Consider the following 26,677-nt stretch of genomic DNA (forward strand, 5'->3'; position numbering starts at 1 on the left):
CCGGGGCCGGCGCCCGCCGGGGCGCCCGCCGGGCCGGTGTCCGCCGTCGCGGGCACGGCCGGTCCCGCCGGGCCGGCGGACCCGGTACGGGCCGGCCGGCGGAGCCACAGGCGGCGGGCCGGTTCGGCCACGAGCATCGCCAGCGTCAGGTACAGCAGCACCGCCAGCCACATGTACCCCGGCCACGCCACCACCTGCTGGAGCCAGAAGGGCGCTCCGGCCCGTCCGGCGGTCAGGGCGGCCAGTGCCAGCAGCGGCAGCGCGATGGCGAGGACGGTGCCCGTCCGGCGGGCCGCGCCGCCCGCCCGGGTCGTGTCACGGACCAGCCGCACCCACAGCCACCGGTGCACGAGCGCCAGCAGGGCCAGTACGGCGACGACCGCCACGACCACCACGACGACGGTCATCGTGATTCCCGCCGCAGGGCCCGCACGCCACGCAACCCGATCACACCAACGGCCGTCCCCAGGAGAAAGGACGTCACCGCAAGGAGAAGGTGGACCCAGAAGTACGGCGTAGGGTCGCCGGCCGTGTCGAAGGACAGGCCGCTGCCGTTCTTCCACAAGTTCCGGACGAAGGACACCCAGATGAACCAGCTCCACACTCCGAAGGCGAGCAGGAACCAGGAGGCGGCGCGGCTGAGTTTCATGTCCCCAGTATCGGATTCGTCCCCAGGACGGACGCGCCGGGGTGGGCCGTACCGGCGGTGGTTCAGCACGGATGGCCGGTCCGGGAGGGCGGGCAGCCCATCGGGATGTACGTTCACCTGCGTGTCTGCCAAAAAGACCGCATTGACGGTCCTTTCCGCCGCGGTGCTGGTCCCCGCGATGCTCGTGTCGCCCGCGCACGCCGCGCCGGCGCCGCCGCCGGCGGCGGGCGGAAAGGGCCGGCCCGCCAAGGCCCCGGCGCCGCCCGCGTCGATGTCCACGGTCGGCGGGACCCTGCTCGGCCAGCCGGGCACGCAGGTGAACCTGCTGCCCGGGGCACCCGCCCTGCCCGCGAACCTCACCGGCCGGTCCTGGATCGTGGCCGACGCCGAGACGGGCGAGGTCCTCGCCGCGCACAACGCCCACTGGCGGCTGCCCCCGGCCTCCACCATGAAGATGCTCTTCGCGGACACCGTGCTGCCGAGCCTGCCCAAGGACCAGGTGCACCGGGTCTCCGAACAGGAGATGTCGGGCGTCGGCGCGGGCAGCAGCCTGGTGGGGGTCAAGGAGGACGAGGAGTACACGGTCCACGACCTGTGGCTGGGCGTGTTCCTGCGGTCCGGCAACGACGCCGTGCACGTGCTGTCGGCCATGAACGGCGGGATCGACAAGACCGTCAAGGACATGCAGGCGCACGCCGAGGAGCTCCAGGCACTGGACACCCATGTGATCTCGCCGGACGGCTACGACGCCCCGGAGCAGGTGTCGAGCGCCTACGACCTCACCCTCATCGCCCGCTCCGGACTGCAGAAGCAGGACTTCCGCGAGTACTGCGGGACGGTGAGCGCACGGTTCCCGGGCAAGCAGGAGGCGGGCCGGCCGCGCGACTCCTTCGAGATCCAGAACACCAACCGGCTGATGACGGGCGCCGGCGGCATCACCCCGTACAAGGGCATCGCGGGCGTGAAGAACGGCAACACCACGATGGCCGGCTCCACCTTCACCGGCGCGGCGCAGCGCGGCGACAAGAAGCTGCTGGTCACGGTGATGAACCCGGACGCGGGCGGGGTCAACTCGGTCTACGAGGAGACCGCCGAGCTCTTCGACTGGGGCTTCGCGGCCGCCGGGAAGGTGAAGCCGGTGGGCGAGCTGGTGCCGCCGAAGAGCGCGGACACCACCTCCCTCGGCTCGCCCGCCAAGTCCCACGAGAAGGACGCGTCGGTGAGCGGCGACGACTCCGGCAGCAGTGGCGTCGGCACCGCGGTCGGCATCGCCGGCGGGGTGCTTGCGGTCCTGGCGGGCGGGGCGTTCGTGGTCAACCGGCGCTGGCCGCGCGGCGGGCGCCGGGGCCAGCGGAGCTAGCTCCGCGCGGGCCGCGGGTCTCCCTCGTCGGCCGTGCCGGCCTTGCCGCCCTCGCCGCCCTCGCCGTCGTCGCGGGCGGCCGTCCAGGCGGAGCAGAAGAGGAGCAGCTTCGCCGAGAAGTTGATCCACAGCAGCAGGGCGATCGGCACGCCGAAGGCCCCGTACATGCTCTTGCCGGCGACCCCCCGCATGTACCCGCTGAGCAGCAGTTTCAGCAGCTCGAAGCCCGCGGCGCCGATCAGGGCGGCCTGGATCAGGCGGCCGCGCGCGGGTTCGACGCCGGGCAGCAGGGTGAGCAGGTAGAGGAGCACCAGGAAGGCGGCCACCACGGCGACGAGGAAGGCGCCGGCGCGCAGCAAGGCGCCGCCCGCGCCGTCGCGCGGGACGCCGAGGGTCTGGCCGAACTTGCCGACCGCGCTGGCGCCGAGGATCGACGCGGCGGCCGAGGCGAGGCCCACGCCGCCGAGGCCGAACAGGACGAGGGCGTCCTTGCCCTTGCGCACGATGGGGTTGCCCTGGTCCTCGTCGTCCTTCTCCCAGACGGCGCGCAGGCAGTCCCGCATGGAGCCGACCCACCCGATGCCGGTGAGCAGGAGCAGGGCGCCGGCGACGAGGCCGATGGTGCCCGCGTTGGCGGCGAGTCCGTCGAGGTTGAGCTGGTCGGAGATGCCGGGGACCTGCTCGGCGAGGTTCTTCTGGAGCTTGGCGAGCTGCTCGGGGCTCAGCAGCGCGGCGCCGATGGCGATGCCCACGGTGAACAGCGGGAAGAGCGCGAGGAAGCTGATGAAGGTGATCGCGGCGGCGAGCCGCGCCCAGTGGACGCGTTCGAGGCGCTCGTAGGAGTGCCAGGCGTGGGTCCTCATCGCGGCGGCCATCAGTGGCCCGATCACCGGGAGTTTCTTCAGCCAGTCCATGGGGGCCACCGTAAATGAGCTGCCGGAAATAGCCTGGATTGCCGACTCCTGGGACTACGGTCGTCGATTGTGACTTTTCGCGAAGCGCGCCCGCCGGCCCGCCCGATCCACGCCCTGGTCCTGCGCGGGCTCCGTTTCCGCGCCCTGCTCGCCCTGCGGCCCCTGCGTCAGGAGTGGCGCGCGGCCGTGTCGGCGGCGGGCGACGACTGCGCCGGGACGGGAGCCGGGCCGGTGCCGAAGGGGTACTCGCGCAGCTTGCGCCAGACCCCGTCGGAGCCCTGCTCGTAGAGCGCGAAGCCCTCGCACAGCCAGCCGGCGGCGTAGTCCGCGAGCTCGGCGTACGCCCGGTCCATCGCCTCCTCGGAGATCCCGTGGGCGACCGTGACGTGCGGGTGGTACGGGAACGCCAGCTCCCGGTTGACCGGCCCCCGGGGGTCGCGGACCCGGCCCTGGAGGCGGGTGCACTCCGGGGCGCCCTCGGCGAGCCGGACGTAGACGACCGGCGAGAGGGGACGGAAGGTGCCCGTCCCTTCCAGCCGCATCGGGAAGGACCGGAAGGCCCCGGCGACCTCGGCCAGGTGGGCGCGGATCCCGGGCAGCCGGTCCGCCTCCACCTCGGTGGGCGGTACGAGGGTGACGTGCGTGGGGATGCCGTGCGCGGCGGCGTCCCCGAAGCCGGCGCGCAGCCCCTGGAGCTGGCTGCCGTACGGCTCCGGGACCGCGATCGAAACGCCGAGCGTTACGGTCCCCACGTATGTCTCCTCCGTCTGTGTGCGGGATGCTGCCGCCTCAGTGTGGCGCCAGCACCCCCCCGACCGCCAGGGGCGCCGGTCCGTCAGTGCTTGGCGGGCAGGAAACCGAGGCGGTCGTAGGTCTGCGCCAGGGTCTCGGCGGCGACCGCCCGAGCCTTCTCCGCGCCCTTGGCCAGCAAGGAGTCCAGGGTCTCCGGGTCGTCCAGGTACTCCTGGGTCCGCTGCTTGAACGGTGTGACGAAATCGACCATCACGCCCGCGAGGTCCGTCTTGAGCGCTCCGTAACCCTTGCCCTCGTACGCGGCTTCCAGGGCGGGGATGCTCTCGCCCGTGAGGGTGGAGTAGATCGTGAGCAGGTTGCTGACGCCGGGCTTGTTCTCCGTGTCGAAACGGACCACGGCCTCGGTGTCAGTGACCGCGCTCTTGATCTTCTTCTCGGTGACCTTCGGCTCGTCGAGGAGGTTGATCAGGCCCTTGGGCGAGGACGCCGACTTCGACATCTTGATCGCGGGGTCCTGGAGGTCGTAGATCTTCGCGACCTCCTTGACGATGTGCGCCGCGGGGAGCGTGAAGGTGTCGCCGAAGCGCTGGTTGAAGCGCTCCGCGAGGTCGCGGGTCAGCTCGATGTGCTGGCGCTGGTCCTCACCGACCGGGACGGAGTCCGCCTGGTAAAGGAGGATGTCGGCGACCTGGAGGATCGGGTACGTGAACAGGCCGACGGTGGCGTTGTTGGCACCCGACTTGGCGGACTTGTCCTTGAACTGGGTCATCCGGCTGGCCTCGCCGAAACCGGTGATGCAGTTCATGACCCAGCCGAGCTGGGCGTGCTCCGGCACGTGGCTCTGGATGAAGAGCGTGCAGCGGTCCGGGTCCAGACCGGCCGCCAGGAGCTGCGCCGCGGAGAGGCGGGTGTTCGCCCGCAGGTCCTTGGGATCCTGCGGCATGGTGATCGCGTGCAGGTCGACCACCATGTAGAAGGCGTCGTGCGTCTCCTGCAGGGCGACGTACTGGCGGATGGCTCCGAGGTAGTTCCCGAGGTGGAACGAGCCGGAGGTGGGCTGGATGCCGGAGAGCGCGCGAGGACGATCAGAAGCCATGGCTTCATTCTCTCAGGTGCGGGGGCGCGCTCCGGCCCCGCGCTGGCCGGAACCCTGCCGCCGCCGCGGCGCGGCGCGACCGGTCCCGGACGCGCTCCCCCGGTCCCGCCCGGCCCCTGACCACGTACCGGGCGGTAGCGGGGCGGCCGGATCTCGCCCCGGCCGGGCGACCGATTCCCGGGGGTGGCCGGATACCGCCGCCGGGACGGGTACGGGTCCCGGCGGCGGCGCGGCGGCTACAGCGGGAGTCCGGGCGCCGGGAAGGCGGCCATCAGGTCGCCGACCTCGGAGCGGATCGCGGCGAGGGCCGGCTCGTCGCCCTTGGCGGCCGCGTCCACCGACCGCGAGATCCAGTCGGCGACGACGGGCATGTGCTCCGCGGTCAGGCCGCGGGACGTCAGCGACGGGGTGCCGATCCGGATGCCCGACGGGTCGAACGGCTTGCGCGGGTCGAACGGCACGGTGTTGTAGTTCACGACGATCCCCGCCCGGTCCAGGGCCTTCGCCGCGACCTTGCCCGCCACCGCGCGCGAGGTGAGGTCCATCAGGATCAGGTGGTTGTCGGTGCCGCCCGAGACGAGGTCGAAGCCCCGCTCCAGCAGCGCGGCGGCCAGCGCCTTCGCGTTGGCCACGACCGCGTGGGCGTACGCCGTGAACGGCGGCTGCGCCGCCTCGTGCAGGGCGACCGCGATGCCCGCGGTCGTCTGGTTGTGGGGACCGCCCTGGAGGCCCGGGAAGACCGCCTTGTCGATGGCCTTCGCGTGCTCCTCCCGGCACATCAGCATCGCGCCGCGCGGCCCGCGCAGGGTCTTGTGGGTGGTCGTCGAGACCACGTCCACGTGCCCGACCGGGGACGGGTGGGCGCCGCCCGCGATCAGGCCCGCGATGTGGGCCACGTCCGCGACGAGGACCGAGCCCGCCTCCTCGGCGATCGAGGCGAAGGCCGCGAAGTCGATGGTCCGCGGCAGGGCCGTACCGCCACAGAAGATGATCTTCGGCCGTTCGGCGAGGGCCAGCGCGCGCACCGCGTCGTAGTCGATCCGGCCGTCCTCCGGGCGGACGCCGTACTGGACTCCGCGGAACCAGGAGCCCGTCGCGGAGACCCCCCAGCCGTGGGTGAGGTGTCCGCCCATCGGCAGGGCCATGCCCATCACCGTGTCGCCGGGCTTGGCGAAGGCCAGGTAGACGGCGAGGTTCGCCGGGGACCCGGAGTACGGCTGGACGTTCGCGTGGTCCACCCCGAACAGGCCCTTGRCCCGCTCGACGGCGAGGGCCTCGACCCGGTCGATGTTCTGCTGGCCCTCGTAGTAGCGGCGGCCCGGGTAGCCCTCGCTGTACTTGTTCTGGAGCACCGTGCCGGAGGCCTCCAGCACGGCGGCGGAGACGTAGTTCTCACTGGGGATCAGGCGCAGGGTCTGCGCCTGGAGGCTCTCCTCGGCGGCGATGAAGGACGCCAGCTCGGGGTCGGTGGCGAGCAGTGCGGGGTGACGGTGGTTCGCGCTCATGGCGGCTCCTCCGGGGTCGATGTCGTCTCTCGTCCCCGCGAGGCCCAGGCGAGCGGCCCTGTGTGCGGTCGTGCGCGCACGACTCCCCCGGAGTCGGTTCTCCGTGCGCCAGTCGCCGTGCGTACCGGACACCTTAGCGGGCGCGCCGGAAAGAAGGTTTCTCCGTCCGCGATCCGAGCGACGATAGAAAGGACGCCACCCACGTCACCGGCCAGACGGACGATCGGAGACCCCGTGTCGAGAACTGCTGATGCCATCCGCTCCGCCGACGAACACAGCGCGCACAACTACCACCCCCTGCCCGTCGTCGTCGCCTCGGCGGAGGGCGCGTGGATGACGGACGTGGAGGGCCGCAGGTACCTCGACATGCTCGCCGGGTACTCGGCGCTCAACTTCGGCCACGGCAACCGCCGTCTGATCGACGCGGCCCGCGACCAGCTGGAGCGGGTCACCCTCACGTCCCGCGCCTTCTTCCACGACCGCTTCGCGGACTTCTGCACACAGCTCGCCGAGTTGTGCGGCAAGGAGATGGTGCTGCCCATGAACACGGGCGCGGAGGCCGTGGAGACGGCGGTGAAGACGGCCCGCAAGTGGGGGTACGAGGTCAAGGGCGTACCGGACGGGCACGCCAAGATCGTGGTGGCCGCCGACAACTTCCACGGCCGCACCACCACCATCGTCTCCTTCTCCACGGACCACGAGGCGCGCGACCACTTCGGGCCCTACACGCCCGGCTTCGAGATCGTCCCGTACGGGGACCTCACCGCGCTCTCCCACGCCGTCACCGAGAACACCGTGGCGGTGCTGCTGGAGCCGATCCAGGGCGAGGCCGGGGTGCTGGTGCCGCCCGCCGGGTACCTGGCCGGCGTACGGGAGCTGACGCGCGAGCGGAACGTGCTCTTCATGGCCGACGAGATCCAGTCGGGCCTGGGCCGGACCGGGAAGACCTTCGCCTGCGAGCACGAGGGCGTCGTCCCCGACGTGTACGTCCTCGGCAAGGCGCTGGGCGGCGGGGTGGTCCCCGTCTCCGCCGTGGTCGCCGACCGGGACGTGCTCGGGGTGTTCCGGCCGGGCGAGCACGGGTCCACCTTCGGCGGCAACCCGCTGGCCTGCGCCGTCGCCCTGGAGGTGATCGCGATGCTGCGCACCGGCGAGTACCAGCAGCGGGCCGCCGAACTCGGCGACCACCTGCACCGGGAGCTGAACCTGCTGGTCGGCGGGGGCGCGGTGACCGCCGTCCGCGGCCGCGGACTGTGGGCGGGGGTCGACATCGACCCCTCCCGCGGCACGGGCCGGGAGATCTCAGAGAAGCTGATGGAGCTCGGGGTGCTGGTGAAGGACACCCACGGGTCGACGATCCGCATCGCACCGCCGCTGGTGATCAGCAAGGAGGACCTGGACTGGGGCCTGGACCGGCTGCGCTCGGTCCTGGACTGATCCGCGTCCGCGTGCATCGTCCGCGCTCAGCCTGATCGTGCGGGGAACCCCGGGCCTTCCGGCCCGGGGGGACCGGCCCCTCGGGGCCGGGTCACGTCGACAGGATGACGTGGGGCAGGAAGCGGGCGTACTCGTCCGTGACCGGCCCCGCCGATTCCCTGATCCCGAGGCCCGCCGCCTCCTCCTCGACCACCCAGGCGCCGAGGACGACCCGGTTGCCGTCGAAGTCGGGCAGCGGGGCCAGCGCCTGGAAGACGTACGTCTCCCCCTCGGCCGGGACGAAGGGCCCGCCCTCCCCGCCCGGTCCGTGGAGGGTGACCCCGGCGCCCTCGCGGCCCAGCAGAGGCTTGGCCGCGTAGCCGGCCGCGTCGGCCCCCGCGAGTTCGCGCGGGCCGTCGAGGTAGGCGGGCAGCAGGTTGGGGTGCTCGGGGAAGAGCTCCCACAGGACCGCCAGCAGCGCCTTGTTCGCGAGCAGCATCTTCCACAGGGGCTCGATCCAGGCGGTGGTGCCGGAGCCGCCCCCGTGGTCGTAGGTGTCCAGGACCTGCGGGCCGAAGGTGTCCTCGGCCAGCCACTCCCAGGGGTAGAGCTTGAAGCAGCCGCGGATGAAGCGGAGCTTCTCGTCGACGAACCGGCCCGAGAGGCTGTCCCAGCCGATCTGTTCGACCGACAGGGCGTGGGTCTCCAGGCCGGCCTGTTCGGCGGTCTCCTGGAGGTAGGCCACCGTCATCAGGTCCTCGCCGAGCTCGTCGGTCTCGGAGTGCGCGAAGTGCAGCGGACCGGGCGGCAGCAGCTCCGCCTGGCGGCGCCAGGCCTCGACCAGCCGCTCGTGGAGGGAGTTCCACTGGTCGGCGCCGGGGAAGCGCTCCTCCATCCAGAACCACTGCGGGCTCGCCGCCTCCACCAGGGAGGTGGGGGTGTCGGCGTTGTACTCCAGCAGCTTGGCCGGCCCGTCGCCGTCGTAGCGCAGGTCGAAACGGCCGTAGAGGGAGGGCTGTTCGGCGCGGCGGTGCCAGGACTCGGCGATCAGGCCGGCCAGCTTCGGATCGGTGATGCCGAGGTCCGCGAAGCGGTCGTGCTCGACGATGTGCGCCGCCGCGGCCAGGCACATGGCGTGCAGCTCCTCGACGACCTCCTCCAGCGCCTCGACCTCCGGGAGGGAGAAGGAGTAGTACGCGCTCTCGTCCCAGTAGGGGCGCAAGGAGTCGTCGGGATAGCGGGTGAGGGGGTAGATCAGGCCCTGTGCCTCGACGGTCTTCTGCCAGTCGGGGCGGGGTTCGATGGTGTGCCGTCGCATGGTGCGCTCAGCCGCCGGAAGAGCCGGTGTGGCTGCCGCCGCCGATGCCTCCGCGGGTGACGGCCGACTTGTCGAAGCTGCCGCCGGACACCTTGCCCTTGCTGACCGTGCCGCCGTAGTAGTAGGCGCCGCGGCCCCCGCTGCCGCACTCCTTCATGTTCAGGTGGTCCAGGGACGACCGGGAGGCACAGCGCTTGTCCGGCTCGTCGCTGCTGCCGCACGCCACGAGGGCGGCGGCGAGCAGGCCCATGCCGCCGAGGGCGACCGCGCCGGAGCGCATGCGGCGTCTCGCGACGGTACGGCCCGCGATGCCTGTGGTGCCTGCGGTTCCTGTGGTGTCTGTGGTGTCTGTGCTGGCGGTACTGCCGGTCGGGCTGCTGTCCATGGCCGACAGACTAGATCGGGGCGCGGAGGGATGGAATCCGGCCGTCGTCACACCCTTGTCACGGGTGGGCGCCCAGGTCGGGGCCTAGAGTCGGTTCGTGTTGATCGGGATGCTTTGCGCGCTGGGTGCGGCCGTCTGCTTCGGTACGGCGTCGGTGCTCCAGGCCGTCGCGGCGCGGGCCACGGAGCCGGGCACGGGCTCGGGAGTGGACACCGCACTGTTCCTGCGGGCCGTGCGGCAGTGGCGGTACCTGGCCGGGCTCGGCCTGGACGCGGTCGGCTTCGTGCTCCAGATCATCGCCTTGCGGCACATCCCGATCTACGCGGTGGGCGCGGCGCTCGCCTCCAGTCTGGCCGTCACGGCGGTGGTCTCGGCCCGGCTGCTGCGGGTGCGGCTGTCGGGGCTGGAGTGGGCTGCGGTGGGGGTGGTGTGCGCAGGGCTGCTGATGCTGGGGCTGGCGTCCGGGGAGGAGGGCTCCGAGACCGGGTCGTTCGCGCTGAAGCTGGGGCTGTTGGCGGTGGCGGGGCTGGTGTTGCTGGTGGGCGCGGCGGCGGGCCGGCTGCCGGACCGCTCGCGGGCACTGGTGCTGGGCCTGGCGGCGGGGACGGGCTTCGGGGTGGTGGAGGTGTCCGTCCGGCTCGTCGACTCCCTCTCCTGGCAGGAGCTGCGCAACCCGGCGCTGTACGCCCTGTTGCTGGGCGGCGCGGCGGGCTTCCTGCTCCTCACCTCCGCCCTCCAGCGCGGCTCGGTGACGGCGGCGACCGCCGGCCTGGTCCTGGGCGAGACGATCGGCCCGGCGGTGGTCGGCGTGGCCTGGCTCGGCGACCGCACCCGCGAGGGCTTCACCTGGCTGGCGGCGCTCGGCTTCGCGGTGGCGGTGGCCGGGGCCCTGGCCCTGTCCCGCTTCGGCGAACCGGAGGCCTAGCCGGCCGTTCCCCCCACCGTCCCGGCGGAGCGGCGACGCGGCCCCGGCCGCACCACGCCCGGGGGCGGGGGCGGGGGCAGGGGCGGGGACGGCTGCCGAGGCCCGGGGGCCGGCGGCGGGTGCCGGGGACTTCGGGGGCCGCGCCGCGTCACGGCAGGGAGGCGACCAGGGCCGCGAGGGTCGGGGCGAACGCGCTGTCGGACGGGGTGCCGTAGCCGACGACCAGGGCCTCGCGCGGGGGCATCGCCGACTCGGGGTGGCGGTAGGTGCCCAGGCCCTCCAGCGCCAGGTCCTGCCAGGCGGCGGACCGCAGCAGGGCCCGCTCCGTGCCCGGCGGGAGGTCCAGTACGGCGTGCAGCCCGGCCGCGACCCCGGAGACCGGGACCCGTCCCGCGACCGCCTCGACCAGCGCGTCCCGGCGGCGCCGGTAGCGCAGCCGCATGCCGCGCACGTGGCGGTCGTAGGCCCCGGAGGTGATGAACTCCGCGAGGGTGAGCTGGTCGAGGGCGCTCGAACTCCAGTCGGTCCGGCCCTTGGCCTCCAGCACCTCCTCCAGCAGCTCCGGCGGTACCACCATCCACCCCATCCGCAGCCCCGGCGCCAGGGACTTGCTGGCGGTGCCGAGGTAGACCACCCGGTCCGGGTCCAGGCCCTGGAGGGCTCCGACGGACTGGCGGTCGTAGCGGAACTCCCCGTCGTAGTCGTCCTCCAGGATGAACCCGCCGCTCGTCCGCGCCCAGTCCACCGCCGCCGCCCGCCGCTGCGGGGTGAGGGCGGCACCGGTGGGGAACTGGTGCGCGGGGGTCAGCAGCACCGCGCCGGTGCGGGGGCCGGACCCCGCCAGATCGGGGGTGCGGGCCCCGGCCCCGTCGACCCACAGCGGGCGGGTGCGCAGGCCGGCCCCGGCCAGCAGGTCGCGGTGGATGTCGAGGCTGTACCCCTCCACCGCCACCTCCCGCACCCGGCGCGCCCGCAGCACCGCGCCGAGGAGCCGCAGCCCGTGCGCGAACCCGGAGCACAGCACGATCCGGTCCGGGTCGGCGTACACCCCGCGGGCCCTGGCCAGGTATCCGGCGAGGGCCTCGCGCAGCTCCGGCCGGCCGCGTACGTCGAGCCCGTAGCCGAAGGCGTCGTTGGGGGCGTCGGTGAGGGCCCGGCGGGCAGCCGCCAGCCAGCCGGCCCGCGGGAAGCCGCCGAGGTCGGGGGAACCGGGGATCAGGCTGTACGAGGGCCCCCGGCGCGCGGGGTGGCGGACCCGCGCGGCGCCCGCCGGTCGGCGCGGCCGGGCGCGTTCGGCGACCCGGGTGCCGGAGCCCTGGCGGGCGGTCAGCCAGCCCTCGGCGACGAGCTCCCCGTACGCCTCGGCGACCGTGTTGCGGGCGATCCCGAGGTCGGCGGCGAAGGACCGGGAGGACGGCAGGCGGGTGCCCGGCGCCAGCCGCCCGCTCCGCGCGGCCTCCCGCAGCTCCTCCGTGAGCGCGGCCCGCAGCCCGCGCCCGCCCCGTACGGCGGCCGACAGGTCCAGATGGAGGTCGGCCCCAAGAGTGGCCCAAGATCCGGTCATGGATATGGACCATATCCATGGGCCGCCCGCTCCGTACGGTGGTGCCATGACCAACGAAACGAAGACCACCGAACTGGCCGCCGAGCACACCCCCCGCATGAACCTCGCCAAGCACGCGCCCGCGTTCTACAAGGCCGTCCTCGGCATGGAGATGGCCGCCGTCAAGGGCCTGGACGAGTCCCTGGTGGAGCTGGTCAAGATCCGCGCGTCGCAGATCAACCACTGCGCCTTCTGTCTGGACATGCACACGAAGGACGCGATCGCGCAGGGCGAGACCATCGAGCGGATCGTGCAGCTCTCCGCCTGGGAGGAGTCGCGGCACTTCTACACCGAGAAGGAGCTGGCGGCGATCGAGCTGACCGAGGCCGTCACCGTCCTGACGGACGGCTTCGTCCCCGACGAGGTGTACGCGAAGGCGGCGGCCCACTTCGAGGAGGCCGAGCTGGCCCAGCTGATCGCCGTGATCGCGACGATCAACGTGTGGAACCGCATCAGCGTCACCACGCGCAGCGTCCCGGGCCACTACACGGTGGGCATGTACAAGTAGCCGCGCCGCTCGTGCCCCGGCCGTCCTGCGGCCGGGGCACGCCCGTGACCCGGTCCGTCACTCCGGCCGGAAGGAGTCCAGGGCCGCCGTCAGGTGCGCGCGCACCGTCGGGGAGTCCGTGGCCGGTCCGGCCGCGAGCAGGGCCCACCGCTTGCCGTCGGGGGTGGTGACGATCCGCTCCATGCCCCGGCGGCGGCCGTGGGACTCGGCGCTGTCGTACTCGTAGACCAGTTCGCAGGCGTCGCCCGCGACGGGGTCGAGGGAGACCTGCCGGTAGGCGGGGGTGCCGTCGTCCAGGCGCTGCGAGGACATCCGCAGCAGCTCGCACGAGCCGGTGGCGGAGTCCTCGGTGACCCGGAAGATCTGGAGCAGGGCGCTGCGGTCACCGGGCGGGCGGTAGAAGGATCCGCTGCCGGTCTCGTCATGGCTGGGCTGCCAGCCGGTGGGGACGGCGACCGAGAAGCCGCTCTCGTTGCGCACCACGGTGTACCCCGCTCCGGCGGAGGGCGTGGCGGAGGCCGTGGCGCTCGCGCTCGGGCCCGGCGGGGAGGTACGGGGGCCCGTGGGCTCCGTGGTCCGCCCCTGCGAGGGCGCGCTCGCGGCGGGAGGACCGGGGGCCGCGGCCGGCTCGCCCTTCCCGCCCAGCAGCATCCACGCCGCGACGGCCGACCCGCCCGCGACGGCCGCCACGAGCCCCACCAGCAACGGGGTCCGCCACTGCCCGGCCCCGCCACCGCCGCTGGCACCGCTGCCGCCGCCCGGTGAGTACTGCGGGGGCGGCGGGGCCGGGACCGGGGGGAGCGGAGGGAGCGGCGGCGGGGGCTGCAGGGTCGAGGACGGCTGCGCGGGCCAGAACCCGTACCCGGGCGGCGGCGCGGCCGGCAGGGTCGAGGGCTCGGCGGCGGACGGATCGGCGGCCGACGGGTCGGCGGCCGGTCCCGGCTGCGCGCCCCACTCCCACCGCTGCGACTGCGAGTTCCACCAGGGGGCGCCGGGGGCGCCGTCGGGCGAGGACACCGGTCAGCCTCCCAGCGAGACGAGCAGTTCGCCCAGGGCGGTGGCCGCGCTCACGGACTCCACCAGCGGGGCCCAGCGCACCAGCGCCCCGCGCAGCCGTGCAGCGAGGCCGGGCCGGACCTCACCGGCCTCCTCCAGCTCCCCGGCGGCCTCGTCCAGTTCGGCGTCGAGCGCCGTCCGGTCCTCGCCGCGGGGCAGCCGGACGAGGGCGGCCCGCAGTTCGAGGACGGCCTCCAGGAGCTCCGCGGCGCCGGGCGCCGCCGCTCCCGTACCGCCGTGGTGCACGGTGTTGGTGTGCCCGCTGCCGCCGATGCTGAAGGCGCTGCCGCTGATCCCGCCGATCCGGACCGAGGGCTCTCCACCGTCATTTGCCACCGCTGCTCCCCTTTCCGCCCGCACCGCCGCCGGCGGTGTTGTGGTGTCCGGTGCCGCCGACGCTGAAGGCGCTGCCGTTCACCGACTGGATGAACACGCCGCCCTCGGCGACGTGGACCGCGCGCTGTGCGAATTCCGCCGTGTGCCAGCCCGCTTCGTGCAGAGCGACGGTAACCCCGCTGACCACCCGGTCCTGAATCGTTTTCAGATACCGGTCCAGGTCCATGAGGTGGAAGAGGGAGCCGTCCTCCTCCGCCGCGATCTCCCGCACCGACAGCTGCGGCCCCTCGGGGCGGGCCCCGCCGTGGCCGCCGGTGACGATCCGCCACCAGCTGGCGAGGCCGCGGCCGAGGGTGGCGAGGGCTCCGGTGAAGGAACGGGGGGTGGCGGCGAGCGCCGCGACGGCCTTGCCGAACCAGGTGTTGTGCAGGAGCCGGTGGGCCTCCGCGTCGGCCCGCTGGAACCGGGTGCGTACGGGGAGCAGCACGTGCGGGGCCACTTCCAGCATCAGCATGCGGCCCTGGGTGTGGACCCGGACGAACACGGTCACGACGAGGTTCTCGTCCCAGCCGCCGACCCGGACGCGCAGGAAGTGCCTGCGCCGCTCCCCGCCCTCCTCGATGGCGCCGGAGCGGTGTTCGGCGAACTGCCGCGGGCTCAGCGGAGCCGCGTCCCGGTGCGGCAGGCCGCCGGCCGGGAGGAAGACGCACTCGTCGACGACCAGTTCGCGCAGCCGGTCCAGGACGGCGGCCTCGGCCTGCGGGGAGCCGTGCGGGGACGGTACGCGCAGGGCGTGCAGCAGCGGCACGATGCGCCCGACGATGTGGGCGTTGGTGACGGCCTGCGGGGTGCGGTCGGGGCCGAGGTCATCCCGGGGGCGCAGCTCGACGGACAGCTGCCAGGGCCGGAAGGCGTCCCCGGCCCCGGTGAAGGGGCCGTTGATGTCGTACATGACGAGCGGGGCGTGCTGTTCGGCCCGGATCCGGTCGCGGACGCGGGAGTAGCGCACGCCCGGCGCGGCCTCGGCGGGATCGCCGGCCTGCTCGGCGTAGCGGGCCGGGGACAGCTCGGTGGCGACGATGCGGGCGGCGTGTCCGCGCTGGAGCCCGACGACGGCCACGACGGCGGCGAAGACGACGGGGGCCAGCCACAGCGCGGCGGGCACGCCGTCGTCGTGCGGGTAGCCGCCGGGGCCACCGCCGAAGCCGCTGTCGTAGTGGCCGGCGGAGGTGCCGGGGGTCACGAGGTCGCCGACGCCGGGGAAGAAGAAGCCGGCGAACCCGCCCAGGGGGCCGTACAGGGAGGTCCAGACGCCCGCCAGGACCGCGGCGAACAACCACCAGGCGTAGATCCGGACCAGCACGGACAGGAAGCGCAGCAGGACGTTGGCCCGGGCGCGGAGCCAACGGGCGAGGCTCAGCAGCACGAAGGGGAACAGCAGCAGCGCGAGCAGGCCGCCGGTCAGCAGTGAGCCGACGAACCAGGCGCCGAGGACCCCGGCGGCCCAGGCGAGTTCGATGCGGCGGGCGCGGAGCGCGTGGGCCAGGACCCGGGCCGCGTCGAATCCGTAGGACGGAGCGGCGATGCGCTCCTCGTGCACGAAGAGTTCGTCGATCACCCGGTCGCGGTACGCCGCGTCGAGGTAGGTGCCCGCGCACAGCAGGCGGCCGGCCTCGCTGACGGCGGGATGCACGGGCGGACGGCCGGGCCGTTGGTCCGTCCGGGCGTCACCGCCCGGCTGAGGGGGAATCAGATGGTCGGTCACCGGCCGACCTTATTTTCCGCCTACACGCACCCGACAGGTGAAAACACGCCAAAGCGCCCCGGTCGGGTTTGACCGGGGCGCAAGGACGTTCGTACAGGTCAGACGATCAGATCAAAGGATCGGACCGGCCGTCCTGCCGGGTGGGGCTCAGATGAGGCCGAGCTCGCGGACCGCGTCGCGCTCCTCGACGAGCTCCGCCACGGACGCGTCGATGCGCGCACGGGAGAACTCGTTGATGTCCAGGCCCTGGACGATCTCGTACTTGCCGTCCTTGGTGGTGACGGGGAAGGAGGAGATGATGCCCTCCGGGACGCCGTAGGAGCCGTCCGACGGGATGCCCATCGAGGTCCAGTCGCCCGCGGCGGTGCCGTTGACCCAGGTGTGCACGTGGTCGATGGCGGCGTTGGCGGCCGAGGCGGCCGAGGACGCGCCACGGGCCTCGATGATCGCGGCGCCGCGCTTGGCGACGGTCGGGATGAAGGTGTCGCCGAGCCACACCTCGTCGCCCACGACCTCGGCGGCGTTCTTGCCGGCGATCTCCGCGTGGAAGATGTCGGGGTACTGGGTCGCCGAGTGGTTGCCCCAGATGGTCAGGCGCTTGATGTCGGTGACGTCGGCGCCGGTCTTCTTCGCGAGCTGCGAGATCGCGCGGTTGTGGTCCAGGCGGGTCATCGCGGTGAAGCGCTCGGCCGGGACGTCCGGGGCGGCGGCCTGCGCGATGAGCGCGTTGGTGTTGGCCGGGTTGCCCACGACCAGGACCTTGATGTCGTCCGCGGCGTGCGCGTTGATCGCGGCGCCCTGCGGCTTGAAGATGCCGCCGTTGGCGGAAAGCAGGTCACCGCGCTCCATGCCCTTGGTGCGCGGGCGGGCGCCCACGAGCAGCGCGACGTTGGCGCCGGCGAAGCCCTGGTTCGGGTCGTCGAAGATGTCGATGCCCTTGAGCAGCGGGAAGGCGCAGTCGTCGAGCTCCATGGCGGTGCCCTCGGCGGCCTTCATGCCCTGCGGGATCTCCAGCAGGCGGAGCTTGACCGGCACGTCCGCGCCGAGCAGGTGGCCGGAGGCGATGCGGAAGAGCAGCGCGTAGCCGATCTGGCCGGCGGCGCCGGTCACGGTGACATTCACGGGAGTGCGGGTCATGGCCTTCTCCGTTAGACAGCTGGCGGTGGGGCGTCCCTGCCCCATGTGCTGGGCCCCAAGTTCTGGGAGGACGCCGCTTCCCTGTCCTTACGAATCTTGACGTGAAGAGACATCCGCGGTCAGGCTATCCGACCCGCGGGGCCCCCAACCCCCGGGTCCCTGTGGTCCACGGCACACGGACCCGCCGGATCGAAGGCGGGACCCGGTCCGGGCCCCGCTCACCACCCTCCCCCGGGCACTACTCCACCCGGAAGATCTCCCCCGTCCGGTGCCCCTCGACCGACTTGACGTAGGCGTTCGCCGCGCGGGCGACCGGCACCGCGTCGAATCCGGCGAAGGTCTCCCCGTAGACGCCGAGGGACTCGGTGAACACGGTCGGGCTGACGGCGTTGATCCGCTGACGGCCCGGCAGTTCGATCGCGGCGGCCCGTACGAAGGCCTCGACCGCGCCGTTGGCGAGGGAGGCGACCGAGCCGGTGAGCAGGGGCTCGCGGGCCAGGATGCCGGTGATCAGGGTGTACGAGGCGTGCGCGGGCAGCCGGGGGGCGCCCTGGCGGACCAGCTCGATCTGGCTGACGGCCTTGCCCTCCAGGCCGGCCCGGACGTCGGCGGTGGTGAGCTCGCCCAGCGGGCGCCACGGGACGGAGCCGGCCGCACAGGCCACCGCGTCGACGGGGCCGACCGCCTCGTACATCGCCCGGACGGACTCGGGGTCGGTGATGTCGACGCGGACGTCCGCGCCCTCGCGGGAGGCGGTGACCACCTCGTGGCCGCGCTCGCGCAGGGCCGTGTGCACCGCGCGGCCGAGCGTGCCGCCGGCGCCGATCAGGAGCACCTTCAAGGGATTCATGGCACGAGCATCGCCCGCGCCTCAATGTGAAGTCCAGCTACCTTCACTACAGCAATCATTAAGATGAACTCATGCTTGACGTGAAGCGGATGGTCATCCTGAGGGACCTGGCGGAACACGGGAAAGTGACCGCGGTCGCCGAGCTGCACCGCGTCACCCCCTCCGCCGTCTCCCAGCAGCTGAGGGCCCTGGAGGCCGAGGCCGGGGCCGCCCTCGTCGAACGGGACGGGCGCGGACTGCGCCTCACCCCCGCGGGCGTCGCCCTGGCTGCCGCCTGCGACCCGGTCCTGGCCGCACTGGAACGCGCCGAGGGGGCCGTACGGGCCCTCGACGCCGGACCGGTCGGGGAGCTGCGCGTGGGCTGCGCCCCGAGCGCGCTGGCGACGGTGGCCGCCCCGCTGGTCGCCGCCCTCGCCGCACGCCATCCGGGACTGCGGCCGCGGATCGTGCAGGCCGATCCGGAGGAGGCGCTGCCGCTGCTGCGCGGGCGCCGCCTGGACCTGGCGGTGACCTACGCGTACCCGCTGCTCGGCGCCCCGCCCGCGAGCGGCACCACCGCCGTCCCGCTGTTCGACGACCCGCTCTGCCTGGCGCTGCCCGAGGCCCTCCTCCCGGCCTACGGGCGGGACGGGCTGGCGGCGCTGCGGGACGCCGACTGGGTCTCGGCGCCCGCCCCGAGCAGCTGCCGGGAGATGCTCCTGCACGCCTGCCGCAACGCCGGGTTCACCCCGCGGATCACGCACGAGTGCGGGGACCTGCGGGCCGGGCTGCATCTGGTGGCGACCGGCCGGGCCGCCTCGATCCTGCCGAAACTGCTGTGTGACGCACCGCCGCCCGGCACGGCGGTGGTGGAACTGCCGGGCCGGGGGCGGGTCCTGGAGGCGCTGGTCCGGGCGGGCGCCGAGACCAGGCCGGCCCTCGCGGCCGCGCTGGCCGCGCTGACCGCGCTCCCGGTCACCGGACGGTGACGCGGACCGCGCTCTCCAGGAAGGGGATGTCCAGCAAGGGCTTGGGCTCCATGACCACCGCGAGCAGCGTGATCGCCACGCCGAGCAGCCCGTACGTGATCATGTCCGTGAAGCGGGAACGCACCGCGAGCATGCCCACCGAGGGCAGGAAGCGGCGCATCGCGGCGGCCGCGATCAGGGCGATGCCGATCATCAGGCAGCCGGCCCGCGGATGCCCCGCGGCCGTGGTCAGCAGCCCGGCGGCGGTGGCCGCCAGGACGCTGAGCATCGGCCACTGACGGGCCGGCGTGGACACCGCCCCGGGGACGGCGCGCCCGCTGCCCTCGGGACGTACGGTGCCCTCGGTGACGGAGGGGAACCGCCGCGACCTCGCGGCCCCCGCCCGCGGCGGCTCCGCCTGCCCGTGGTTCCGCTCCGGCTGCGGCTCGCTCTGCGCATCCCGCTCCGGACCGTGCTGCGGCTCTCGCTCCGGCTCGCGCTGCGGCTCTCGCTCCGGCTCCGTCGGCCCCCCCGCCGCGCCGGGCTCGTCGTGCTCAGCCCGCACTGGGGGTCCGCTCCGCCGCCTCGACCACGTTGACCAGGAGCTGCGCGCGGGTCATCGGACCGACCCCGCCCGGGTTCGGGGAGATCCAGCCCGCCACCTCGGCGACGCCCGGGTGCACGTCTCCGACGATCTTGCCGTTCTCGTCGCGGCTGACCCCGACGTCGAGCACGGCCGCGCCCGGCTTCACGTCCTCCGGCTTCACCAGGTGCGCGACCCCCGCCGCCGCGACGACGACGTCCGCCTGGCGCAGCAGCCCGGACAGGTCGCGCGTACCGGTGTGGCACAGGGTGACGGTCGCGTTCTCGGACTTGCGGGTCAGCAGCAGGCCGATGGACCGGCCGACGGTGATGCCGCGTCCGAGGACGACGACGTGGGCACCGTTCAGCTCGACGCCGTGGTGGCGCAGCAGCTCGACGATGCCGTACGGCGTGCAGGGCAGCGGGCCCGGCTCGTTGAGGACCAGCCGGCCCAGCGACATGGGGTGCAGGCCGTCGGCATCCTTGAGCGGGTCCATCAGTTCGAGGACGCGGTTGGTGTCGATGCCCTTGGGGAGGGGCAGTTGGACGATGTAGCCGGTGCAGGCCGGGTCGGCGTTCAGCTCCCGCACGACCTCCTCGATGTCCTCCTGGGAGGCCGTCGCGGGCAGTTCGCGCTGGATGGAGGCGATGCCGACCTCGGCGCAGTCCTTGTGCTTGCCGTTGACGTACCAGCGGCTGCCCGGATCGTCGCCGACCAGCAGGGTGCCGAGGCCGGGGGTGATACCCCGCTCCTTCAGCGCCGCCACTCGGGCGGTCAGTTCGGACTTGATCGCGGCTGCGGTGGCCTTGCCATCGAGAATCTGGGCGGTCATACCGCCATCCTCCCGGATGTGGTGGCCCCGGTTCCAGTCGGCGGATACCGGAATGCGTTCTTCATTGCACTTGCACAACAAGTGGGGCCCTCTGCGACAACCGGCTGGACAAGGCCGGTACGGGCCCACCACGATGACGGTCGGCAAGACGATCGAAAGAGTGCCGCGGGCAGTGCCGGGGGGCGTACCGCAGAAAGCAGATGTCCTCCGTGCGTGCCGTGCGTCCCCGCACTTCACGGAGGAAAGACCCAGATGAGCTTCGGCGACCCGAACAACCCGTACGGGCAGCAGCAGCCGCCGGCCCCACAGGGCCAGCCCGGCTACGGCTACCCGCAGCAGGCCCCGCAGGGCGTGCCGCCGCAGGGCGGCTACGGATACCCGCAGCAGGGCCAGCAGCCGTACGGTGGCATGCCGCCGCAGGCGCCGGGCACGATCCAGGCGAACAACGGCTACATCAACGTCGCCGGTCTGGGCACCGTCCAGCTCCCGACCATGGGCCGCCGGCTCGGCGCGCGCCTGATCGACGGCGTGGCCATCGGCATCCTGTACGCCGTTTTCAGCGCGATCGGTCTCGCGGGCGTCTTCGGCGCCTCGAAGTCCATCGACGACTGCTCCGGCATGGACCCGCTGTCCCCGGCGTACTCCTCCTGCCTCAACGACGCGAACGCGGCCGCCGGCGGCATCGTGATGACCTTCCTCGGCGTCATGCTGCTGTTCTTCGTGGTCACCCTGCTCTACGAATGGCTGATGATCGCCTTCGCGGGCGCCACGCTGGGCAAGATGGCGCTGGGCCTGAAGGTCGTCAAGGAGAACACCGGCCAGAACCCGGGCCTGGGCGGCGGCTTCATCCGCTGGATCATCCCGATCGTCGGCGCCTTCCTCTGCTACATCGGCGCCGTCCTGGTCTACCTGTCCCCGTTCTTCGACAACTCGGGCAAGCTCCAGGGCTGGCACGACCGCGCCGCGGGCACCATCGTCGTCAAGACGAAGTAACCCGCCCGCACACGGCGAAGGCCGCCACCCGCACCAGCGGGTGGCGGCCTTCGCCGTATCCGTGCCTCAGTGGAAGAAGTGGCGGGTGCCGGTGAAGTACATCGTCACCCCGGCCTTCTTCGCGGCCTCGACGACCTGCTCGTCCCGGACCGAACCGCCCGGCTGGACCACGGCCTTGATGCCCGCGGCGGTGAGGATCTCCAGCCCGTCCGGGAAGGGGAAGAAGGCGTCGGACGCGGCGTACGAGCCCTGCGCGCGCTCGGCGCCCGCCCGCTCGACGGCGAGCTTCGCCGAGTCGACGCGGTTGACCTGGCCCATGCCGACGCCGACCGAGGCACCGTCCTTGGCCAGCAGGATCGCGTTGGACTTGACGGCGCGGCAGGCCTTCCACGCGAAGGCCAGCTCGGCCAGCTCCTCGGCGGACAGCGCGTCGCCGGTGGCCAGCGTCCAGTTCGCCGGGTCGTCGCCCTCGGCCTGGAAGAGGTCGCTCTGCTGGAGCAGCGCGCCGCCCGAGACCGGCTTCAGGTCGCCCGGCTGGTGCGGGGTGCCGTCCACCTTCAGGACCCGGATGTTCTTCTTCTTGGCCAGGATCTCGACCGCGCCGTCCTCGTAGGCCGGAGCGGCGATGACCTCGGTGAAGATCTCGGCGACCTGCTCGGCGAGCTCGACGGTCACCGGGCGGTTGACGGCGATGACACCGCCGAAGGCCGACAGCGGGTCGCAGGCGTGCGCCTTGCGGTGCGCGGCGGCGACGTCCTGGTCCACGGCGATGCCGCACGGGTTGGCGTGCTTGATGATCGCGACGCAGGGCTCGTCGTGGTCGTAGGCGGCCCGGCGGGCGGCCTCGGTGTCCACGTAGTTGTTGAAGGACATCTCCTTGCCGTGCAGCTGCTCGGCGTTGGCGATGCCGCCCGGCTGGCCGTCCGTGTAGAGGGCGGCGGCCTGGTGCGGGTTCTCGCCGTAGCGCAGGGTCGACTTGCGCTCCCACGCACCCGCGAGGAACTCGGGCAGCGCCACCTCGGGGGACTCCGGGGCGTAGGTGTTGGTGAACCAGGACGCGACGGCCACGTCGTAGGAGGCGGTGTGCTGGAAGGCCTCGGCCGCGAGCCGCTTGCGGGCGGTCAGGTCGAAACCGCCGCCCTGGGCGGCCGCGAGGACGTCGGCGTAGCGGGCGGGGCTGGTGACGACGGCGACCGACGGGTGGTTCTTGGCGGCGGCGCGGACCATCGACGGGCCGCCGATGTCGATCTGCTCGACGCACTCGTCGGGGGTGGCGCCGGAGGCGACGGTCTCCCGGAAGGGGTAGAGGTTGACGATCACCAGGTCGAAGGGCTCGACGCCCAGCTCGGCGAGCTGGTTGCGGTGGTCCTCCAGCCGCAGGTCGGCGAGGATGCCGGCGTGCACGCGCGGGTGGAGGGTCTTGACCCGGCCGTCGAGGCACTCGGGGAATCCGGTCAGCTCCTCGACCTTGGTGACGGGCACCCCGGCAGCGGCGATCTTCGACGCGGTGGAGCCGGTGGAGACGAGCGAGACGCCCGCCTCGTGCAGGCCGCGGGCCAGCTCTTCCAGTCCCGTCTTGTCGTAGACGCTGACGAGCGCACGCCGGATCGGCCGCTGGGTGGTGGTCGGGTCGTTGCTCTCTACGGAGTCTGCGGCGGTCACTGGATTGTTACCTTTCGTCCCTCAATGCGGTAGCCGTGCCGGGCCAGGCGCCCCACGACGTCGACGAGCAGCTGGCGCTCGACTTCCTTGATGCGCTCATGGAGAGCGGCTTCGTCCTCGCCGTCCCGGATCTCGACGACGCCCTGGGCGATGATCGGACCGGTGTCCACGCCGGAGTCCACGAAGTGGACGGTGCAGCCGGTGACCTTCGCCCCGTAGGCGAGGGCGTCCCGTACGCCGTGCGCGCCGGGGAAGGCCGGGAGGAGGGCGGGGTGGGTGTTGACGAACCGGCCGCCGAAGCGGTCGATGAAGTTCTTGCCGACGATCTTCATGAACCCGGCGGAGACCACGAGGTCCGGCGCGTGCGCGTCCGTCGCCTCGGTCAGGGCCGCGTCCCACTCCTCGCGGCTGCCGTAGTCCTTGACCGGGCACACGAAAGTGGGGATCCCGGCCTTCTCGGCCCGTTCGAGGCCGGCGATGTTCGTGCGGTCGGCCCCCACCGCGACGACCTCGGCGCCGAATCCCTCGGCTCCGCGGGGGTGCGCGTCGATGGCGTCGAGCAGGGCCTGGAGGTTGGTGCCGGAGCCGGAGACCAGCACGACCAGCCGGGAGGCGGGCATGGGAGGCCCTTTCTTACGGGATTGCCGTCGTTCGTCTTGTGTGGTCATACGAAACTTCGGGGTACCGATATACGGGGAACCATACGAAGCCACCGACCGCCTGCAACGATACCGGCACACGGGACCGCCCCCGAGGGACGGGGGGACGGGCGAGCGGTAGCGTCTGGCGTACACCGCACGCCGGGCGCGCGCCCGGCCCACGACACAGGGGAAGTAACGCACTCGATGCCGGACCGCCGTCAGCCCGACCCCTCGACCGACGACAACCCCTTCGCGGCGCCCCCGGAGGGCCGGCCCGACCAGCCGTGGCAGCCCCGGGAACCGCAGCGGCCCCATGACGGCGGCGGCTCCGGCGGGGGCCCGGCCGAGCCCGGCGGCCCCGGGGGCCCGGCCCGTTGGGACCCCATGGACCCGCTCCAGCGGCGCGCGCGGTACGCCCTGCTGGCGGGCATGTGGGGCTTCTTCTTCGGGATCTTCGGGATCCCCTCGGTGGGGCTGCTGCTGGGCGCGCTCGCGATGTACTGGGGCATCAGCGCCCTGCGCGGCCGCCCGGCGACCAAGGCCGACCCCACGACGGGCGCCCCGGCCCGGCCGGCAGGTCTGGACTCCCTGGGCCCGGCGGCCCGGCCGCAGCGCGCGGCGGCGGTCGGCGGCCTGGTGACGGCGTCCATGGCCCTGCTGCTGGCGGCGAGCTCGTACGCGCTGCAGCTGGCGTACAAGGACTTCTTCGTCTGCCGCGACGACGCCCTGACCCGCACGGCGGAACTGCAGTGCAACGACCTGCTCCCGGACAACGTCCTGGGCGACATCCTGAAGGTCCAACGCTGACCGACCCCGGCCCCGCCGGCCCCGGGGCGGATCAGCCCCCGCCGGCGCCCGAGGCCCGGAGTCCGGACCACGGCCCCAGTGCCACACCCGCACCACCCAGCCCGCCGAATCAAGCCCCGTCGGCGATTGAGGCCCTCGGTCCGGGACGGAGCCCCCAAAGCCCCCGGCCCCGCCCACGCCTGAGCCCCCGTCCGGGGCGCGGGCCCAGTGCCGCACCCGCACCACCCAAGCCCGCCGAATCAAGCCCCGCCGGCGATCGAGGCGCGGGGTCCGGGGCGGAGCCCCGGGAGCCCGCCCACGCCTGAGCCCCCGTCCGGGGCGCGGGCCCAGTGCCGCACCCGCACCACCCAAGCCCGCCACATCAAGCCCCGCCGGCGATCGAGGCGCGGGGTCCGGGGCGGAGCCCCGGGAGCGCCCCGCCCCGCCGACGCCCGGGACCGCACGCGCGGCCGGTCATGACGGAGGCCGCCGCCGGGCCAGCACCCGTACCCCCGACACCGGCGGCAGCAAGGGGTCCGCGGGTACCACCACCAGCGGTACCCCGGACGCATCCGGAGCCACCACGACCGGCAGGGCCACCGGCTCCGGCGGAGCCACCGGAGCCACCACGCCCGGCGGAGCCACCAGCTCCGGCGGAGCCACCGGAGCCACCACGACCGGCAGGGCCACCGGCTCCGGCGGAGCCACCGGAGCCACCACGACCGGCGGAGCCACCGGCTCCGGCGGAGCAACCGCCCCCGTCACGACCGGCGGAGCCACCGGTCGGGCCGCCTCCCGCAACGCCGCCCACCTCAGCTCCCGCATCCCGGAGTCGTGCCACGCATCCTCCCCGCCCCCGCCGGAGGCACCCCGCAGCGGCCGGGTCCGCCACACGTGGACCCCCACCGCCAGCGGCACCGCCAGCAGCAGCGTCCACCCCGCGGCCGCGCCGCCCACCGCCCACCACACGGGCCCGAAGCCGGCCAGTGCCCGCGACCCGAGCGGCCCGGCCGAAGCCGCCGCCAGGCCCGCCATCGCCAGCCCGCACACCACCGCGCCCAGCGCCGCCGTCAGCGCGGCCTCCCCGGAGGAGACGTCCCGCGCCCGGCGCACCGCGAACCACCCCACGACCAGCCCTGCCGCCACCGGCACCCCGGCCGCCGCCCAGGTGACGGGCGTTCCCGGCCCCTCCGGCGGCAGCGCCGCGAGCAGCGGGAACCTCGGCAGGGCCGGCGCGCCCGCGAAGCCGAGCGGGGTGGCCGTCACCCCGGCCCCCACCGCGAACCCGGGCCCCAGCCCGTACGCCGCGCCCCACACCATGGCGTTGGGGATCAGGGCCAGCGCGAGCAGCAGCACCGCGAACCGCCCGGACCACACCCCGGTCAGCGTCAGGAAGGAGGACTGCACCTCCGACCCGTGCCACGCCAGCGACGCGCCGACGAGCAGGACGCCGCCACCCAGCAGAACGAGGGCCCCGGCCGCGCCCGATCGCAGCGCCAGCGCGTAACGGGGGCGCGCGACAGCCTTCCGTACGCCCCCTGGAATCCAGCCCGGCAGCGGCCCGAGCGGCCTCCCCTTCGCCGACCACACCCCGGCCGCGGCGGCGAGCGCCGCCAGCAGCGGGACGTGCCAGGCCGCGCTGAGCGGGTCGGCGGGCATCGGCCCCCCGGCGGCGTACACGGTGGCCAGCGCCCCGACGCCCAGGTAGCCGCAGGTGACGGCGGAGATGACGACACCGGCCGGCAACACCTCGTCGGCCTCGTCCCCCTCACCGCCCCCGCCGTCCCCGCCGTCCCCGCCGTCCCCGGAGGCGCTGCCGAGCCGGGCCGCCCGCCGCATCAACAGCACCGGCAGCGCCACCAGCATCAGCGGTGTCAGGCCCACGGGCGCGGGCACCCCGGAGAGGGTCTCGTAGCGGACGAGTTCCGTCCCGTGCGCCATCAGCCACAGCCCCGCGGCGAGGTGCAGGGCGCCGCCCGGACCGCTGTCCGGGTAGGGGGAGCTGATCCACAGGACGATCACGAGCACGGCCAGGAAGCCGAGCCCCAGTCCGGCGGCCACGGCGCCGCCCAGCACGCAGGCCGCGGCGGCCGGCGAACGCCGCCGCGCACCTGCCCTCGGGACCGTCGGCAACGGGGTCCCGTGTTCGGTCACTTGGGTCACCCCGCCATGGTGCCAACGACACGCGCTATGGGCGGGTAACAGGCGAATGCCCGTGGTGTCGCCCAATATACGTTTATGTACTTTTTCGCGCAGGACTGTCGGGTCGCGGGGAGTGTGGCATGACACAAGGCGTCGAGACGACCTCCGACGCGGAGCTGGGCCTGCCGTCCCCCAAGGAACGCCGCAGGCTGCGCGAAGCGGGCCGGCTGACCCACGGGGAGGTCGCGGCGACGGTGGGCGTCACCGCCACGACCGTCCGCTCCTGGGAGACGGGCCGCACCGAACCGCGCGGACGCAAGCGCGAGGTGTACGCCGCGCTGCTGACCCGCCTCGCGGAGGGGGAGGCCGACACCGGCCCGGAGGCGGAGGCGGAGGCGGACGCGCCCGGCGTACGGGCCGCCACCACCACCGCCACCGCCCCGCCCGAACAGCCCGGCCCTCCCGAACCGCCCGCCCCGGAAGCCGTGGACGCTCCCGCCGGGCCCTCCGTCGGC

General features: G+C 73.6%; 25 protein-coding genes, 1 pseudogene and 1 riboswitch. Of the genes and pseudogenes, 7 read left to right on the plus strand and 19 right to left on the minus strand.

The window, feature by feature from the left end; all coding sequences use genetic code 11:
- Both AB4039_RS27150 and AB4039_RS27155 read right to left on the minus strand, forming a co-directional pair.
- Nucleotides 1–407: pseudogene (locus tag AB4039_RS27150) on the minus strand (metallophosphoesterase); the annotation flags it as partial.
- Nucleotides 404–649, minus strand: a complete 246-nt coding sequence (locus tag AB4039_RS27155; protein WP_266841286.1) for an SCO4848 family membrane protein — start codon at nt 647–649, stop codon at nt 404–406. The gene AB4039_RS27155 and the pseudogene AB4039_RS27150, both read right to left, overlap by 4 nt.
- 121 nt (nt 650–770) lie before the next feature.
- Between AB4039_RS27155 and AB4039_RS27160 the strand changes: the two genes are divergently transcribed.
- Complete coding sequence (locus AB4039_RS27160) at nt 771–2,009, plus strand: D-alanyl-D-alanine carboxypeptidase family protein (protein WP_442272024.1); 1,239 nt, start codon at nt 771–773, stop codon at nt 2,007–2,009.
- On the opposite strand, the gene AB4039_RS27165 is transcribed toward AB4039_RS27160, so the two are convergent.
- The 4 genes from AB4039_RS27165 to glyA all read right to left on the minus strand — a co-directional run bounded on the left by AB4039_RS27165 (nt 2,006) and on the right by glyA (nt 6,277).
- Entirely contained in the window at nt 2,006–2,923 is a 918-nt protein-coding gene (locus tag AB4039_RS27165; protein WP_266841285.1) for a YihY/virulence factor BrkB family protein, read from the minus strand. The genes AB4039_RS27160 and AB4039_RS27165 overlap by 4 nt on opposite strands.
- 167 nt (nt 2,924–3,090) lie before the next feature.
- A complete protein-coding gene (locus AB4039_RS27170) occupies nt 3,091–3,675 on the minus strand; it encodes a 2'-5' RNA ligase family protein (RefSeq protein ID WP_442272025.1) in 585 nt (194 codons plus the stop codon).
- Between the two features lie 83 nt (nt 3,676–3,758).
- The gene (gene trpS, locus AB4039_RS27175) at nt 3,759–4,772 is read right to left on the minus strand and encodes a tryptophan--tRNA ligase (RefSeq protein WP_266841283.1); all 1,014 of its coding nucleotides are present in this window, start codon (nt 4,770–4,772) and stop codon (nt 3,759–3,761) included.
- Nucleotides 4,773–5,008: 236 nt separating this feature from the next.
- Nucleotides 5,009–6,277 carry a serine hydroxymethyltransferase gene (gene glyA / locus AB4039_RS27180; protein WP_442272026.1) on the minus strand — a complete coding sequence of 423 codons (1,269 nt, stop codon included), beginning with the start codon at nt 6,275–6,277 and terminating at the stop codon, nt 5,009–5,011.
- 35 nt (nt 6,278–6,312) lie between these two features.
- Nucleotides 6,313–6,403, minus strand: a riboswitch (ZMP/ZTP riboswitch).
- Nucleotides 6,404–6,511: 108 nt separating this feature from the next.
- Here glyA and rocD point away from each other — a divergent pair.
- Nucleotides 6,512–7,714 carry an ornithine--oxo-acid transaminase gene (gene rocD / locus AB4039_RS27185; protein ID WP_266841280.1) on the plus strand — a complete coding sequence of 401 codons (1,203 nt, stop codon included), beginning with the start codon at nt 6,512–6,514 and terminating at the stop codon, nt 7,712–7,714.
- Nucleotides 7,715–7,805: 91 nt separating this feature from the next.
- Here the strand turns inward: rocD and AB4039_RS27190 are convergent, their stop codons facing one another.
- On the minus strand, nt 7,806–9,011 hold the full coding sequence (locus tag AB4039_RS27190; RefSeq protein ID WP_266841278.1) for a glutathionylspermidine synthase family protein: 1,206 nt from the start codon (nt 9,009–9,011) through the stop codon (nt 7,806–7,808).
- Between the two features lie 7 nt (nt 9,012–9,018).
- Nucleotides 9,019–9,291 (minus strand): hypothetical protein, encoded by a 273-nt coding sequence (locus tag AB4039_RS27195; RefSeq protein WP_266841277.1) that lies wholly within the window; start codon nt 9,289–9,291, stop codon nt 9,019–9,021.
- A 214-nt stretch (nt 9,292–9,505) separates the two neighbouring features.
- Between AB4039_RS27195 and AB4039_RS27200 the strand changes: the two genes are divergently transcribed.
- Entirely contained in the window at nt 9,506–10,321 is an 816-nt protein-coding gene (locus AB4039_RS27200; protein ID WP_266841816.1) for a DMT family transporter, read from the plus strand.
- A gap of 148 nt (nt 10,322–10,469) precedes the next feature.
- Here the strand turns inward: AB4039_RS27200 and pdxR are convergent, their stop codons facing one another.
- Nucleotides 10,470–11,885 carry a MocR-like pyridoxine biosynthesis transcription factor PdxR gene (gene pdxR / locus AB4039_RS27205; protein ID WP_442272027.1) on the minus strand — a complete coding sequence of 472 codons (1,416 nt, stop codon included), beginning with the start codon at nt 11,883–11,885 and terminating at the stop codon, nt 10,470–10,472.
- A 46-nt stretch (nt 11,886–11,931) separates the two neighbouring features.
- Here pdxR and AB4039_RS27210 point away from each other — a divergent pair, with 46 nt between their 5' ends.
- Nucleotides 11,932–12,432: a carboxymuconolactone decarboxylase family protein gene (locus AB4039_RS27210; protein ID WP_266841275.1), complete on the plus strand. Its 501-nt coding sequence runs from the start codon at nt 11,932–11,934 to the stop codon at nt 12,430–12,432.
- 57 nt (nt 12,433–12,489) lie between these two features.
- On the opposite strand, the gene AB4039_RS27215 is transcribed toward AB4039_RS27210, so the two are convergent.
- From AB4039_RS27215 to AB4039_RS27235, 5 genes are all read right to left on the minus strand, one after another.
- On the minus strand, nt 12,490–13,449 hold the full coding sequence (locus AB4039_RS27215) for a hypothetical protein (RefSeq protein WP_442272028.1): 960 nt from the start codon (nt 13,447–13,449) through the stop codon (nt 12,490–12,492).
- 3 nt (nt 13,450–13,452) lie between these two features.
- Nucleotides 13,453–13,824 (minus strand): hypothetical protein, encoded by a 372-nt coding sequence (locus AB4039_RS27220; protein WP_266841272.1) that lies wholly within the window; start codon nt 13,822–13,824, stop codon nt 13,453–13,455.
- Nucleotides 13,814–15,589, minus strand: coding sequence for a hypothetical protein (locus AB4039_RS27225; protein WP_266841270.1), 1,776 nt, complete (start codon nt 15,587–15,589; stop codon nt 13,814–13,816). Before AB4039_RS27225 ends, AB4039_RS27220 begins: the two co-directional genes overlap by 11 nt.
- Nucleotides 15,590–15,736: 147 nt before the next feature.
- Nucleotides 15,737–16,726, minus strand: a complete 990-nt coding sequence (locus AB4039_RS27230) for a malate dehydrogenase (RefSeq protein ID WP_266841269.1) — start codon at nt 16,724–16,726, stop codon at nt 15,737–15,739.
- Nucleotides 16,727–16,964: 238 nt separating this feature from the next.
- On the minus strand, nt 16,965–17,567 hold the full coding sequence (locus AB4039_RS27235) for a short chain dehydrogenase (protein ID WP_266841814.1): 603 nt from the start codon (nt 17,565–17,567) through the stop codon (nt 16,965–16,967).
- Nucleotides 17,568–17,647: 80 nt separating this feature from the next.
- Here AB4039_RS27235 and AB4039_RS27240 point away from each other — a divergent pair, with 80 nt between their 5' ends.
- Nucleotides 17,648–18,544 (plus strand): LysR family transcriptional regulator, encoded by an 897-nt coding sequence (locus AB4039_RS27240; protein ID WP_266841268.1) that lies wholly within the window; start codon nt 17,648–17,650, stop codon nt 18,542–18,544.
- Here AB4039_RS27240 and AB4039_RS27245 read toward each other — a convergent pair.
- Complete coding sequence (locus tag AB4039_RS27245) at nt 18,531–19,088, minus strand: DUF3017 domain-containing protein (protein WP_266841266.1); 558 nt, start codon at nt 19,086–19,088, stop codon at nt 18,531–18,533. The two genes, AB4039_RS27240 and AB4039_RS27245, sit on opposite strands and share 14 nt — an antisense overlap.
- On the minus strand, nt 19,078–19,938 hold the full coding sequence (locus tag AB4039_RS27250; protein WP_266841264.1) for a bifunctional methylenetetrahydrofolate dehydrogenase/methenyltetrahydrofolate cyclohydrolase: 861 nt from the start codon (nt 19,936–19,938) through the stop codon (nt 19,078–19,080). The genes AB4039_RS27245 and AB4039_RS27250 overlap by 11 nt, the downstream gene beginning before the upstream one ends.
- Nucleotides 19,939–20,190: 252 nt before the next feature.
- On the opposite strand from AB4039_RS27250, the gene AB4039_RS27255 reads away from it, so the two are divergent.
- On the plus strand, nt 20,191–20,931 hold the full coding sequence (locus AB4039_RS27255; RefSeq protein WP_266841263.1) for an RDD family protein: 741 nt from the start codon (nt 20,191–20,193) through the stop codon (nt 20,929–20,931).
- Nucleotides 20,932–20,997: 66 nt separating this feature from the next.
- Here the strand turns inward: AB4039_RS27255 and purH are convergent, their stop codons facing one another.
- Nucleotides 20,998–22,593, minus strand: a complete 1,596-nt coding sequence (purH, locus tag AB4039_RS27260) for a bifunctional phosphoribosylaminoimidazolecarboxamide formyltransferase/IMP cyclohydrolase (protein WP_266841262.1) — start codon at nt 22,591–22,593, stop codon at nt 20,998–21,000.
- Nucleotides 22,590–23,213, minus strand: coding sequence for a phosphoribosylglycinamide formyltransferase (gene purN / locus AB4039_RS27265; RefSeq protein WP_266841261.1), 624 nt, complete (start codon nt 23,211–23,213; stop codon nt 22,590–22,592). Before purN ends, purH begins: the two co-directional genes overlap by 4 nt.
- A gap of 225 nt (nt 23,214–23,438) precedes the next feature.
- Here purN and AB4039_RS27270 point away from each other — a divergent pair, with 225 nt between their 5' ends.
- Entirely contained in the window at nt 23,439–24,041 is a 603-nt protein-coding gene (locus AB4039_RS27270) for a hypothetical protein (RefSeq protein WP_266841260.1), read from the plus strand.
- Between the two features lie 453 nt (nt 24,042–24,494).
- Here AB4039_RS27270 and AB4039_RS27275 read toward each other — a convergent pair whose 3' ends face one another.
- Nucleotides 24,495–26,183: a cell division protein PerM gene (locus AB4039_RS27275; protein ID WP_442272029.1), complete on the minus strand. Its 1,689-nt coding sequence runs from the start codon at nt 26,181–26,183 to the stop codon at nt 24,495–24,497.
- Nucleotides 26,184–26,677: the final 494 nt, after the last annotated feature.

It is taken from the genome of Streptomyces sp. M-16 (assembly GCF_052114405.1).
Taxonomy (GTDB): Bacteria; Actinomycetota; Actinomycetes; order Streptomycetales; family Streptomycetaceae; genus Streptomyces.

Excerpts from the sequence above, each read along its gene's own strand:
- AB4039_RS27155 (WP_266841286.1), bottom strand. The coding sequence starts at position 649 with ATGAAACTCAGCCGCGCCGCCTCCTGGTTCCTGCTCGCCTTCGGAGTG.
- AB4039_RS27165 (WP_266841285.1), bottom strand. The coding sequence starts at position 2,923 with ATGGACTGGCTGAAGAAACTCCCGGTGATCGGGCCACTGATGGCCGCC.
- trpS (WP_266841283.1), bottom strand. The coding sequence starts at position 4,772 with ATGGCTTCTGATCGTCCTCGCGCGCTCTCCGGCATCCAGCCCACCTCC.
- AB4039_RS27190 (WP_266841278.1), bottom strand. The coding sequence starts at position 9,011 with ATGCGACGGCACACCATCGAACCCCGCCCCGACTGGCAGAAGACCGTC.
- AB4039_RS27195 (WP_266841277.1), bottom strand. The coding sequence starts at position 9,291 with ATGCGCTCCGGCGCGGTCGCCCTCGGCGGCATGGGCCTGCTCGCCGCC.
- AB4039_RS27200 (WP_266841816.1), top strand. The coding sequence starts at position 9,506 with ATGCTTTGCGCGCTGGGTGCGGCCGTCTGCTTCGGTACGGCGTCGGTG.
- pdxR (WP_442272027.1), bottom strand. The coding sequence starts at position 11,885 with ATGACCGGATCTTGGGCCACTCTTGGGGCCGACCTCCATCTGGACCTG.
- AB4039_RS27210 (WP_266841275.1), top strand. The coding sequence starts at position 11,932 with ATGACCAACGAAACGAAGACCACCGAACTGGCCGCCGAGCACACCCCC.
- AB4039_RS27230 (WP_266841269.1), bottom strand. The coding sequence starts at position 16,726 with ATGACCCGCACTCCCGTGAATGTCACCGTGACCGGCGCCGCCGGCCAG.
- AB4039_RS27240 (WP_266841268.1), top strand. The coding sequence starts at position 17,648 with ATGCTTGACGTGAAGCGGATGGTCATCCTGAGGGACCTGGCGGAACAC.
- AB4039_RS27250 (WP_266841264.1), bottom strand. The coding sequence starts at position 19,938 with ATGACCGCCCAGATTCTCGATGGCAAGGCCACCGCAGCCGCGATCAAG.
- AB4039_RS27255 (WP_266841263.1), top strand. The coding sequence starts at position 20,191 with ATGAGCTTCGGCGACCCGAACAACCCGTACGGGCAGCAGCAGCCGCCG.
- purN (WP_266841261.1), bottom strand. The coding sequence starts at position 23,213 with ATGCCCGCCTCCCGGCTGGTCGTGCTGGTCTCCGGCTCCGGCACCAAC.
- AB4039_RS27270 (WP_266841260.1), top strand. The coding sequence starts at position 23,439 with ATGCCGGACCGCCGTCAGCCCGACCCCTCGACCGACGACAACCCCTTC.